Below are 11,371 nucleotides of genomic sequence, written 5' to 3'. Positions count from 1 at the left end.
CAGCTTGGCCAGCATCTCCTTGGTGACCAGCACTATGCCCTGCTCGGAGCGGTGGAAGCGGCGGGCGTCTTCGCAGGCGTTTTCCCCCACCACCAGGCCTTCCGGCAGTTTGCAGCCCTTGTCGACCACGACCCGGCGCAACCGGCAGCCGGCCCCTATCTCGACCCCGGGGAAGATCACCGCCTGATCCAGAGTACAGAAGGAGTCGACCCGCACATTGGTGAACAACACAGAGCTCACGATGAAGGAGCCGCTGACGATGGTGCCGCCGGCGAACATGGAGTTGATGGTCATACCGTGCTGGCCGTTCCTGTCCTGCACGAACTTGGCGGGGGGCGTCATGTTCTGGCTGGTCCAGATGGGCCACTCCTGATCATAGATGTCGAGCTCTGGCGTCACCGAGGCGAGATCCATGTTGGCTTCCCAGAACGAATCCACAGTCCCCACATCGCGCCAGTAGGGGCGCTTTTGCGGGCAGCAGCCGACGCAGGATAGGCTGAACGGATGGGCGTAGGCTGTGCCCTCCTTGACCACCCGCGGGATCACGTCCATGCCAAAATCGTGGTGGGATTCCTGGTTGGCCAGATCCTCTTCCAGCAACTGGTAGAGATACTCGGCCTCGAAGATATAGACCCCCATGGAGGCCAGCGCCATATCGGCCTTGCCCGGCATGGCCGGCGGATTGGCGGGCTTCTCGACGAAGGCGTTGATCTTGCGATCCTCATCCACCGCCATCACGCCAAAGGCGCTCGCTTCGGTACGTGGTACCTCGATGCAGGCCACCGTGACTTTGGCGCCCATGTTGACGTGGTCAAGCAGCATGGCGGCGTAATCCATCTTGTAGATGTGATCCCCCGCCAGCACCACCACATATTTGGGGCCGTGATCGCGAATGATATCCAGATTCTGATAGACGGCATCGGCTGTGCCGCGATACCAGTTGACCTCGTCCACCCGTTGCTGGGCTGGCAGCAAGTCGATGAACTCGTTCATCTGGTAGCGCAGGAATGACCAGCCCGATTGCAGGTGGCGCAGCAGGCTGTGGGACTTGTATTGGGTGACCACGCCGACCCGGCGGATCCCCGAGTTGATGCAGTTGGAGAGCACGAAGTCGATGATGCGGAACTTGCCGCCGAAATGTACTGCCGGTTTCGCCCTGTTGTCCGTCAACTGCTTGAGGCGACTGCCCCGCCCTCCTGCGAGAACCAAGGCCATGGTCTCGTTCAGCAACTGTCTGGATTTTGCTGTATTGGCAGGTTGTAACAACATTGAATACCCCTTTATTGATACATCCCCTTGATAGTGCCTCCTTTGAAGCTGGTTTGAAAGTGCTTTCAGTCACACTTCGCACAGGGTTTTTGGGCGGAGTGATGATTTTGTCATTTGTGGTGACAGAAACTGTCGCAGGCAGCACGATAGTTCACCAGATGTCAGGTTGTCAGCGGGTTGAGAGGGCGAAGATGATATTGAATAAACAGCACTTTTTTTAAACAGACACCCGCCGGGGCGGGTGTCTGTTTAACGGGGGAGGGGGTGACTCGCACTAGAAGAGTTCGTCTTTCTCATCCTTGGTGGGCTCCAGACTCCAACCCGTGGCATCGCTGCTGCTGGCAATCTGCCCCTTCTCCTTCCACAGCTTGATCTTGAGGCGCAGGTTGTTGGCCGAGTCGGCGTTTTTCACCGCCTCTTCCTCCTCTATCACCCCTTCCACCACCAGATCGAACAGGGCACTGTCGAAGGTGACCATGCCGAGGGCCTTGGATTTCTCCATCACCTCCTTGAGGCCGCCAAATTCGCCGCGTTTGATCATGTCGCGGATGGTGTGGGTGCCCAGCATGATCTCCACCGCCGCCCGGCGGCCGCCGTCCGTGGTTTTGACCAGCCGCTGGGAGACAAAGGCCTTGAGGTTGTTGCCAAGATCGTTGAGCAGTTGCGGGCGGCGCTCCTCCGGGAAGAAGTTGATGATGCGATCCAGCGCCTGGTTGGCGTTGTTGGCGTGCAGGGTGGAGATGGCGAGGTGACCGGTTTCGGAGAAGGCCAGCGCATGCTCCATGGTTTCGCGGTCGCGAATTTCGCCGATGAGGATCACGTCCGGCGCCTGGCGCAGGGTATTCTTGAGCGCGGCGTGGAAGCTGCGGGTATCCACCCCCACCTCCCGCTGGTTGATGATGCTCTTGCGGTGGCGGTGAACGAACTCCACCGGATCCTCTATGGTGATGATGTGGCCGCCGCTGTTGCGGTTGCGATGGTCGATGAGGGCCGCGAGCGAGGTGGACTTGCCCGAGCCTGTCCCCCCGACGAACAGCACCAGGCCGCGTTTCTCCATGATGGTGTCGAGCAGCACGGGAGGCAGTTTCAGATCCTCGAAGCGGGGGATCTCGGTCTTGATGTTGCGGGCCACCAGTGACACTTCGTTGCGCTGCTTGAAGATGTTGATCCGAAAGCGCCCGATCTGGGGCAAGGAGATGGCGAGGTTCATCTCCAGCTCCCGTTCGAACTGCAGCTTCTGCTCGCCGTCCATGATGTCGGCGGCAATCTTTGCCACCTCGCCCGGCTCGAGCGGCGTTTCACTGAGCGGACGCAGGCCGCCGTTGAACTTGGCGCAAGGGGGGGCGCCGGTCGACAGATAGAGGTCGGAGCCATCCTGCTGGGCCAGGATCTGTAGCATGTCTCGCAATTCCATGGTTTTGCCTCGTCTATCAAGCAGATGCCATTACATTGAATGTCATAGAGTGTACAGCCTCAGGCGCCGGTGAGTTTCTCGCGAAACACAAAAAACACAGCGCCCATGATGCACAGGCCAGCCCAGAGGTAATCCCACTTCAGATCCTCTTTCAGATAGAAGACCGAGAAGGGGACGAACACGGTCAGGGTGATCACCTCCTGCAATATCTTGAGCTGACCGACCGAGAGTACCGTATGGCCGATGCGGTTGGCGGGCACCTGCAACAGATATTCGAACAGGGCTATGCCCCAGCTCACCAGGGCGGCGATGATCCAGGGTTTGTGGTTCATGCTCTTAAGATGGGCATACCAGGCGAAGGTCATGAAGACGTTGCTGCACACCAACAGACCGATACTGGTAATGATAGGGTTCATTAGGTTCTCCTTTAAAATCAATCGCATTTTATCTCTGAACCACGGGTTTCCATAAGTGGGGCAGCAGGGTATTTTTAACCCATCAAGGATGGGGTAACACGAGGTTCAACGGGATGGGCAAGACAAGCTGGGGTGTGCTTGGTCTGCTGTTTGCCTGCCTGGCGCACGGGGCGCCGACCCTGACGGTGGCCACCGATGTCTGGCCACCCTTTCGGATCTCGCAACCGGACGGTCAGTTCCGGGGGCTGGACATGGACATTCTGCAACGGCTGCAGCGCCGCAGCGGCATACCGTTCGAGGTGAAACGCGTGCCCTGGGGACGGGCGCTCAAGCAGATGCAGACCGGTCAGGTCGACCTCATGATAGGGCTGGCCATGACGGCGGAGCGGGCACAGTTCATCGATTATCTGCAACCGGCCTATTACCAGTGTCGGCCTGCGTTTTATGGCAAGGCTGCGGCGGTATCGACCCTGCGCACCTACGCCGACCTGCGGGGGCAGAAGGTCGGCTATGTGCTCAATTCCGTCTATTTTGAACCGTTTGATACCGACAACCGGCTCGACAAGCACGGCGTGCCCACCGAGGATCAGCTGCTGCGCATGGTGCAGCGGGGCCACCTGCCGCTGATGATAGGCACAGACTGCCAGGTGGATTATGCCCTGAGCCTGCACAACGAGGCCGGCCTCATCAAGGCGGCCTATCAGCCGCCCCAGCCAGTGGTGCTCTATCTGGGCATGAGCAAGCACTCACCCCATCAGGCGCTCAGACAGCCGTTGGCGCTGGCGTTGCAGGAGCTGGTGGCCAGCGGCGAAATCCAGGCCCTAGCCAAGCCTTACCAGCCTTGACCTCGGGTGGTAACACGCTGTTATCATGCGTTTTTCATCCTTGTGCGCCGGGCTGGTCAATCCCGCATCGGCGCCGGGCCTTGTTCACGTTCGGGGATCCTCTGTGTATCTCTCTCTGCTCGCCCGCCAGCGCCGCTGGCAGCGGGGCTGGTTGCTCGGCCTAGCGCTGCTGACCCTCACGCTGTTTCTCTTCTCCCTCGCCTGGGGCGAATTCGTGCTGCTGCCCTGGCAACCCATGGGGGAGCTAGAACAGCGCATCCTGCTTGAGCTGCGGCTGCCGCGCGCCCTGCTGGCCCTGTTGGCGGGGGCCGCGCTCGCCTGTGGCGGCGCCGTGCTGCAGGTGATGCTGCACAACCCTGTGGCTGAACCCGGCCTGCTCGGCGTCTCGAGCGGGGCGGGATTGGCCGCCATGGTGGCGATGGCGGTGGCCAAGGCCCTTGGTGTCTATCTGCCGGGCTGGGGGCTGTCGCTGGCGGCCTTCGGTGGCGCCCTGCTGGTGACCATGCTGCTCATACGGCTGGCACGCCGGGCCCGGCTCGGCCATGCCCGCCTGCTGCTGTTCGGGGTGGCCATCGGCATCCTCACCAACGCCGCCATGACCTGGCTGATGTACTTTGCCGACGACGGCTCCCTGCGCGAATACATGTTCTGGATGATGGGCAGCCTCGCCTACGGCAGCCAGCAACTGGCCTGGTGGTGGCTGCTGTTCCCGCTCGCCCTTGGCTGGCTCGGCTGGCAGGGCAAGGCCTTGCAGCAACTGCTGCTGGGGGAGACCCAGGCCCGCCTGATGGGACTGGACGTGGACAGGATGCGGGTGCGGCTGGTGCTGGCGGTCTGTCTGCTCACCGGCCTGGCGGTATCCCTGTGCGGTGTCATCGGCTTCGTCGGGCTGGTGGTGCCCCATCTGCTGCGCCTGTGCGGCGGCAGCGATCAGCGCTTTTTGCTGCCCGCCTCGGCACTGGGGGGCGGCGCCTTGCTGCTAGGTGCCGATCTGGTGGCGCGCTCGGCCTTGAGTGCAGGCGAGCTGCCCATCGGTGTCATCACCGCCTCCGTGGGGGCGCCGCTCTTCATTTACCTGCTGCTGAGACAAGATGCCCATGCCACCGCATAAATACCGGCCCGAATGCCAACGTGCACAAGCTGTCTACCCGCTGCTGAGGCAAGGTGCTTATGCTGCCCGCTGATCCCTCTGCGCTTGAACCGGCTCCTCTGATCGAGGCGCACGCCCTCGCCATCCCCGAGCGATTGGCCCCGCTCGATCTGTGCTGGCAGGGGGGCCAGCTGGTGGCCCTGCTCGGTCCCAACGGCAGCGGCAAATCCACCCTGCTCGGCGCCCTGGCCGGCATTCTGCCCGCAACGGGCAGGGTGCGGCTCTGCGGGGAGGCGGTCAGCGATCTGAGCTGGCCCGAGCTGGCCCGGCGCCGCGCCATGCTGCCCCAGCGCCAGCCCCAGCTGTTTCATATTCCGGTGTTTCAGGTGCTGGCCATAGGGCTGGACGACGGGGTGGAGGCCGGCACGCAGCGCGATGTGAAGCGGGCCCAGAGCGAGGCCATCGACGCCCTGTGTGATGCACTGGAGCTGAGCACGCTGCTGGCGCGCGATTTCAGTCGACTTTCCGGCGGGGAGCAGCAGCGGGTGCTGATCGCCCGCACCCTGCTGCAGCTGTGGCCCAGCCTCAATCCGGCAGGCCGGGTGCTGCTGCTGGACGAGCCGCTGGCGGGGCTGGATCTGCACCATCAGCTGGCGCTGTTGCGGCTGCTGAAGACGCTGGCTCGGCAGGGACTGCTGGTGGTGCTCGCCATCCACGACATCAACCTGGCCATCGACTGGGCGGATCGGATCCTCTGTCTGCAACAGGGGCGGGTGGTGAGCGAGGGGGGAACAGCGCTTATCGACGAAGCCTTGCTGGAGCGGGTGTTCCAGATAAAGACGGATCGTATCGAGGCGGCTGGCCGGGTCTGGTTTATGCCCAGCTTGTGATAAACAGGAAAGGCCCCTGGCGTCAGCCAAGGGCCTTTTTGAAGAAAACCACCCGTTCGGTTTCGCTGAAACCCAGCTGCTGGTGCATCTGTTGTGAGGCGAGGTTCTCGATGGCGGTATCGGAGGCGAGCTCATGACAGCCATGCTCGATACCCCAGCGCTCCACATGGGAGATCAGGGCCCGGGCCACGCCCAGACGGCGCTGCTGTGGTTGCACATAAATCCCCTCGAGATAGACCACAGGGCTGCTCTCGCAGCCGTTCACGTAATCCAGGCGCAGGGCTGCGTCGGCAAAGCCCACCGCTTGTCCATGCTCATCGAGGGCAAGGAAGGCACTCTGGCGTGCATTGGCCAGCATATCGATACCATCCTGCAGGTGAGCCGAGGCGTCATGATGGGGCCACAACAGCTGGCGCAGGGCTGCCCATTGCGCCAGTCGTGCCTGGCTCAGCGGCACTATCTGAAAGACGGCGGTGTGAGCCATTGTCACCGATTCAGACCGCGCAGCGTTGCAGACGCGCCTGCGCGGCTTCTGCCAGCATGGCCAGCAGGGTCTCGGTGTCGGACCAGGACAAGCAGGCATCCGTGATGCTCTGACCGAAGGTGGCGGCGCAGCCGTTCTCCACGTCCTGACGTCCTTCCACCAGGAAGCTCTCGGCCATGATGCCGGCGATGCCGGTGCGGCCGCGGCGCAGCTGATCGCAGATGTCCTGTGCCACCAGCAGCTGACGACGGTGATCCTTCATGCTGTTGCCGTGGCTGAAATCCACCACCAGCCGCTCGGGCAGACCCACGTCAGCCAGGGCCTCGCATGCCTCGTCGACACTGGCGGTGTCGTAGTTGGGTCTGTGGCCGCCACGCAGGATCACGTGGCCGAAGGGGTTGCCGGCGGTGCGGTAGATGGTCATCTTGCCGTCCTTGTCCGGGGAATAGAAGATGTGGCTGTGACGGGCGGCGCGCACCGCATCGATGGCGATGCGGGTGTTGCCGTCGGTGCCGTTCTTGAAGCCGACCGGGCAGGAGAGGGCGGAGGCCATCTCGCGGTGCACCTGGGATTCGGTGGTGCGCGCCCCTATGGCGCCCCAGGTGATGAGGTCGCTGATGTACTGGCCGGTCACCATGTCGAGGAACTCGGTGGCGGTGGGCATGCCGATCTCGTTGATGTCGACCAAGAGCTTGCGGGCCAGTTTCAGCCCTTCGTTGACGTCGAAGCTGCCATCGAGGCGCGGATCATTGATGAGCCCCTTCCAGCCGACTATGGTGCGCGGCTTCTCGAAGTAGGTGCGCATGACGATGCTGAGGCTCTCTTTGTACTGCTCGCGCAGGACATTGAGGCGGCGAGCGTACTCATGAGCGGCGGCCGGATCATGAATGGAGCAGGGACCGACGATGACCAGCAGGCGCTGATCCTCACCGGCCAGAATGGCTTCCACTTCGCGGCGGGCATCCAGCAGATTCTGGGCAATGGTGTCGTTGATAGGGAAGGCGTGCGCGAGCTCGCTCGGAGTGATCAGGGACTCCAGGCGACGGGTGCGCAATTCATCGGTGTGAATGGACATACGACTCAATTCTCGAGTGGGTGGCGTGGGCTGTTGCTCGACGGCGTGCCGAAAATGCAAGGGGATAAAATAAAGCAAAAACCCCCTGATTGAAACCTTGAGGGGCTCTGATAGGATGTGAGCCCCAAAACGATTCCAAATGAGGTAGATAGCGTGGCAAAGCCAGGGGCAACCGGGGTCACCCGCATCATCAACGCAACCGGTTACAGCATGAAGGGGCTCAAGTCAGCCTGGATCAACGAGGCGGCCTTCCGGCAGGAGCTGGTGCTGATCCTGCTGTTGATGCCGCTGGCCTTCTGGCTCGGGGATTCCCTCAATCAGATCCTGCTGCTCATCGTTATCAGCTGGCTGGTGGTGATCGTCGAGGTGCTCAACTCCGCCATCGAGGCCGTGGTGGACAGGGTGGGCTCGGAGCATCACGAGCTGTCGGGCCGCGCCAAGGATCTCGGCTCCGCCGCCGTCTTTATCGCATTGGCCCTCAATGCGCTGGTGTGGGGTGCCCTGGTGGGACGCAATCTGCTGGGCTGGTGGTAAGTCAGTAGCCTTTTGTTCTGCGAGAGGGCTGGGTGAGGGAGGTATTTTCTCGCCTCTGATCCCCAGCCCTTCTCTGCAAGGGGGAAAGGGAGCTGACACAGTTCAGGCTCTGCGACATAAAAAAAGCCCGTCAGATGACGGGCTTTTTGTTGGCTGAGCGCCGGGCTCAGGGCATCAGTGCAGGATCCGGGCACGTATGGTGCCGTTGATCTCCTTGAGCTTGGAGAGGGCCTTCTCGCTGTGCTCCGTCTCCACGTCGATCACCACGTAACCGATATGGCTGCTGGTCTGCAGATATTGACCGGCGATGTTGATCCCCTCTTCGGCGAAGATCTGGTTAATCTGGTTCATCACGCCCGGCTGGTTGCGGTGAATGTGCAGCAGGCGGCTGGAACCCTTGTGGCCCGGCAGTGAGACCTCCGGGAAGTTGACTGCGGAGAGGGTGGAGCCGTTGTCGGAATACTTGACCAGCTTGTTGGCCACCTCCAACCCTATGTTCTCCTGGGCTTCCTGGGTGGAGCCACCTATGTGCGGGGTCAGGAGCACGTTGTCCAGGCCGCGCAGCGGGGTCAGGAACTCCTCGTCGTTGGACTTGGGCTCGCTCGGGAAGACGTCGATGGCGGCGCCCGAGAGGTGGCCGCTCTTGATGACGTCGGCCAGCGCATCTATGTCCACCACTGTACCGCGGGAGGCGTTGATGAAGATGGCGCCCGGCTTCATCATGCGCAGCTGCTCGGCACCGATCAGATCCTTGGTGGAGGCGGTTTCGGGGACGTGCAAGCTGATGATGTCAGACATGTTGAGCAGCTCGACCATGCTCGGCACCTGGATGGCGTTGCCAAGCGACAGCTTGTTCTCGATGTCGTAGTAGTAGACCTTGAGGCCTATGCTCTCGGCTATGATACCGAGCTGGGTGCCGATATGGCCGTAGCCTATGATGCCAAGCTTCTTGCCACGGGCTTCGACCGAGCGGTTGGCCAGTTTTTCCCACACGCCGCGATGGCACTTGGCGTTCTTCTCCGGGATGCCACGCAGCAGCAGCAGTATCTCTCCCAGCACCAGTTCGGCCACCGAGCGAGTGTTGGAGAAGGGGGCGTTGAAGACGGGGATACCACGCAGGTGGGCGGCATCGAGGTTGACCTGGTTGGTGCCGATGCAGAAGCAGCCGATGGCAACCAGCTTGCCGGCGGCATCCAGCACCTTCTCGGTGAGCTGGGTACGGGAGCGCAGGCCCACGAAATGCACGTCACGAATGCGTTCGATCAGATCCTCTTCCGACAGGGAGGTCTTGAGGTACTCCACGCTGGTATAACCGGCGGCACGAAAGGTTTCCACCGTGTTGGGATGGACTCCCTCCAGCAGCAGCACCTTGATCTTATCCTTGTCCAGCGAAAACTTGGCAGTCATGACGATCCCTCTATGTATGCAAAGAATGAGTGCAGATATGGTGTGTGAAGAAAACCGTAAAGTAACAAAAACGGTTGGGAGAGGGAATATTTGTGACGAAAGTCAAATTCTTTGAAGTTTTCAACGATAGTTGTAAACCACAGTTTGCAACTCATTGAGGGATAAATGAAAACGGCGCCATCAGGCGCCGTCTTTCATTCAGGGGGCAATCTTGGGGCATAAGCCTGCGGTGGCTGCCGAACTGAGCTGCCCCCATCCAGCGGTGTTACTGGATAACCACGCCGTCCGGCGTACCGATCAGCACCGCGGTGGGCGGGATTGGGACCGTGGGTGACCACGCCGACCATGATGCCGTTGAGCTGCTTCTTGGCAGACAACCTTATTGGGTGATGACACCATCCGGTGTGCCGATCAGCACAACGTCAGCACCGCGGTGGGCGAACAAGCCGTTGGTGACCACGCCAACGATGGCGTTGAGCTGCACTTCCAGCCCTTTGGCATCCTCGATGGCCATCCCCTTGACGTCCAGTATGATGTTGCCGTTGTCGGTGACCACACCTTCACGCCAGACTGGATTGCCGCCCAGCTTCTTGATCTCGCGGGCCACGTATTCGCGGGCCATGGGGATCACTTCCACCGGCAGCGGGAACTGGCCCAGCACGTCCACGGTTTTGGTGTTGTCTATGATGCAGATGAACTTGTCGGCCACGGCGGCGACTATCTTCTCGCGGGTCAGGGCGGCGCCACCGCCTTTGATCATGTCGCGGCTGGCGTTGATCTCATCGGCACCATCCACGTAGACGGAGAGGGCATCGATGTCGTTGAGGTCAAACACCTGGATGCCAAGGCCCTTGAGGCGCTCGGTGGAGGCCACTGAGCTGGATACGGCCCCCTTGATCTCGTCCTTCATGGTCGCCAGCGCGTCGATGAAGTGGTTGACGGTAGAGCCTGTGCCTACCCCGACTATGGTGCCGGGAACCACGTACTTGAGCGCAGCCCAACCGGCCGCCTTCTTCATTTCATCTTGAGTCATGATGGATCCTTTGGGAAAAAGCGGGCGCATTATATCCAAGCATCCCCCTCAGGGCGACCACAGCGCTCACGTTCCGGCCCAAAAATCCCCAAGATGTAAATCGTTTGCCTGTTTATTGAGCCCTGTCGCCCGGGCGAGGCAGAGGTGTGTGAAAAAGTGGCGGTATCGCACGCAAAACGGAGCAGGCCAAGCCCAAGACAGAGAGGGGCAGGCAGTCAGTGCGGACCGACTGCCTGATGGTCATGGAAATTGCCAGCAGCGGCTGGGGGTGATGATCTGCGGCAGCGGCACGTCCCACTCCTCCTGCGGCACCGCCTCCACCTGCTGGCAGTCGTGGGCGAGCCCCAGCGGTTTGGGGCCCAGTCTGTGTTCATGCCAGCAGGCGAGGGTGCGATCGTAATAGCCGCCGCCCATGCCGAGCCGGTTGCCCTCGGCATCGAACGCCACCAGTGGGGTGCAAATAAGGTCGAGCGTGCTGTGAGGCACCACCTGGGACATGTCCAGCTCAGGCTCGGCGATGCCGTAGCGATTGCGGGTCATGGGGCTGGTGGCGGTATAGCGCAAGAAGAGCAGGTGACCCGGGGTGAAGGGGTGCAGCACCGGCAGGTAGACCTCCTTTTGCTGGGCCCAGAGCCAGTGGATGGCGGGCAGGGGATTGAGTTCGCCGTCGTTGGCCAGATAGAGGGCGATGCGTCTGGCCGCCAGTATCTCCGGATGTTGCTTGAACTGGGCAACCAGCTGCTGGGCGGCTTCCTGCTGCTCGGTCTGGCTCAGGTTCTTTCTGCGCAGGCGGATGAGCTGGCGCAGGGATTGTCTTTCAGGCTGGGTATCATCCGGCATGGGGGCTCCTCTGGTGTGCACCCGTGTGGTGCAGATGGGTTGCCGCAACGGGCTGGGGTTACCTTAACAAGGCT

The 11,371-nt window shown here is 61.4% G+C and carries 12 protein-coding genes; 4 read left to right on the top strand and 8 right to left on the bottom strand.

All coding sequences use genetic code 11. The annotated features are described in order from the left end of the window. From glgC to BN1118_RS13240, 3 genes are all read right to left on the bottom strand, one after another. On the bottom strand, positions 1 to 1,269 hold a 1,269-nt coding region (glgC, locus tag BN1118_RS22070; protein WP_043556553.1), incomplete at its 3' end, for a glucose-1-phosphate adenylyltransferase. 274 nt (positions 1,270 to 1,543) lie between these two features. Then, positions 1,544 to 2,683: a type IVa pilus ATPase TapW gene (tapW, locus tag BN1118_RS13245; protein ID WP_043556551.1), complete on the bottom strand. Its 1,140-nt coding sequence runs from the start codon at positions 2,681 to 2,683 to the stop codon at positions 1,544 to 1,546. Between the two features lie 59 nt (positions 2,684 to 2,742). Continuing rightward, positions 2,743 to 3,099: a DMT family protein gene (locus tag BN1118_RS13240; RefSeq protein ID WP_043139210.1), complete on the bottom strand. Its 357-nt coding sequence runs from the start codon at positions 3,097 to 3,099 to the stop codon at positions 2,743 to 2,745. 113 nt (positions 3,100 to 3,212) lie between these two features. On the opposite strand from BN1118_RS13240, the gene BN1118_RS13235 reads away from it, so the two are divergent. From BN1118_RS13235 to BN1118_RS13225, 3 genes are all read left to right on the top strand, one after another. Next, positions 3,213 to 3,944, top strand: a complete 732-nt coding sequence (locus tag BN1118_RS13235; RefSeq protein WP_043556548.1) for a substrate-binding periplasmic protein — start codon at positions 3,213 to 3,215, stop codon at positions 3,942 to 3,944. Positions 3,945 to 4,047: 103 nt separating this feature from the next. Then, positions 4,048 to 5,055, top strand: coding sequence for a vitamin B12 ABC transporter permease BtuC (btuC, locus tag BN1118_RS13230; protein ID WP_043556546.1), 1,008 nt, complete (start codon positions 4,048 to 4,050; stop codon positions 5,053 to 5,055). Between the two features lie 59 nt (positions 5,056 to 5,114). Continuing rightward, positions 5,115 to 5,924 carry an ATP-binding cassette domain-containing protein gene (locus tag BN1118_RS13225; protein ID WP_052449199.1) on the top strand — a complete coding sequence of 270 codons (810 nt, stop codon included), beginning with the start codon at positions 5,115 to 5,117 and terminating at the stop codon, positions 5,922 to 5,924. 22 nt (positions 5,925 to 5,946) lie between these two features. On the opposite strand, the gene aac(6') is transcribed toward BN1118_RS13225, so the two are convergent. Further along, the gene (gene aac(6') / locus BN1118_RS13220; protein WP_043556544.1) at positions 5,947 to 6,408 is read right to left on the bottom strand and encodes an aminoglycoside 6'-N-acetyltransferase; all 462 of its coding nucleotides are present in this window, start codon (positions 6,406 to 6,408) and stop codon (positions 5,947 to 5,949) included. 10 nt (positions 6,409 to 6,418) lie between these two features. Next, the gene (locus BN1118_RS13215; protein ID WP_043556543.1) at positions 6,419 to 7,483 is read right to left on the bottom strand and encodes a 3-deoxy-7-phosphoheptulonate synthase; all 1,065 of its coding nucleotides are present in this window, start codon (positions 7,481 to 7,483) and stop codon (positions 6,419 to 6,421) included. Positions 7,484 to 7,636: 153 nt separating this feature from the next. Here BN1118_RS13215 and BN1118_RS13210 point away from each other — a divergent pair, with 153 nt between their 5' ends. Beyond that, positions 7,637 to 8,017 carry a diacylglycerol kinase gene (locus BN1118_RS13210; protein ID WP_043139224.1) on the top strand — a complete coding sequence of 127 codons (381 nt, stop codon included), beginning with the start codon at positions 7,637 to 7,639 and terminating at the stop codon, positions 8,015 to 8,017. Between the two features lie 174 nt (positions 8,018 to 8,191). On the opposite strand, the gene serA is transcribed toward BN1118_RS13210, so the two are convergent. The 3 genes from serA to BN1118_RS13195 all read right to left on the bottom strand — a co-directional run bounded on the left by serA (position 8,192) and on the right by BN1118_RS13195 (position 11,297). After that, positions 8,192 to 9,424 carry a phosphoglycerate dehydrogenase gene (serA, locus tag BN1118_RS13205; RefSeq protein WP_043556542.1) on the bottom strand — a complete coding sequence of 411 codons (1,233 nt, stop codon included), beginning with the start codon at positions 9,422 to 9,424 and terminating at the stop codon, positions 8,192 to 8,194. Between the two features lie 379 nt (positions 9,425 to 9,803). Next, positions 9,804 to 10,457 carry a ribose-5-phosphate isomerase RpiA gene (gene rpiA, locus BN1118_RS13200; protein WP_043139230.1) on the bottom strand — a complete coding sequence of 218 codons (654 nt, stop codon included), beginning with the start codon at positions 10,455 to 10,457 and terminating at the stop codon, positions 9,804 to 9,806. 240 nt (positions 10,458 to 10,697) lie between these two features. Then, positions 10,698 to 11,297: a 5-formyltetrahydrofolate cyclo-ligase gene (locus tag BN1118_RS13195; RefSeq protein ID WP_043556540.1), complete on the bottom strand. Its 600-nt coding sequence runs from the start codon at positions 11,295 to 11,297 to the stop codon at positions 10,698 to 10,700. Positions 11,298 to 11,371 lie beyond the last annotated feature (74 nt).

Origin of the sequence: Aeromonas bestiarum (assembly GCF_000819745.1) — a bacterium.
Lineage (GTDB): Bacteria > Pseudomonadota > Gammaproteobacteria > Enterobacterales > Aeromonadaceae > Aeromonas > Aeromonas bestiarum.
Note: the sequence above shows the minus strand (reverse complement) of the source record. Positions and strands in the feature narration are given on the sequence as shown.

Coding starts and splice junctions, on each gene's coding strand:
- tapW (WP_043556551.1), bottom strand. CDS start 2,683: ATGGAATTGCGAGACATGCTACAGATCCTGGCCCAGCAGGATGGCTCC.
- BN1118_RS13240 (WP_043139210.1), bottom strand. CDS start 3,099: ATGAACCCTATCATTACCAGTATCGGTCTGTTGGTGTGCAGCAACGTC.
- BN1118_RS13235 (WP_043556548.1), top strand. CDS start 3,213: ATGGGCAAGACAAGCTGGGGTGTGCTTGGTCTGCTGTTTGCCTGCCTG.
- BN1118_RS13225 (WP_052449199.1), top strand. CDS start 5,115: ATGCTGCCCGCTGATCCCTCTGCGCTTGAACCGGCTCCTCTGATCGAG.
- BN1118_RS13215 (WP_043556543.1), bottom strand. CDS start 7,483: ATGTCCATTCACACCGATGAATTGCGCACCCGTCGCCTGGAGTCCCTG.
- serA (WP_043556542.1), bottom strand. CDS start 9,424: ATGACTGCCAAGTTTTCGCTGGACAAGGATAAGATCAAGGTGCTGCTG.
- rpiA (WP_043139230.1), bottom strand. CDS start 10,457: ATGACTCAAGATGAAATGAAGAAGGCGGCCGGTTGGGCTGCGCTCAAG.
- BN1118_RS13195 (WP_043556540.1), bottom strand. CDS start 11,297: ATGCCGGATGATACCCAGCCTGAAAGACAATCCCTGCGCCAGCTCATC.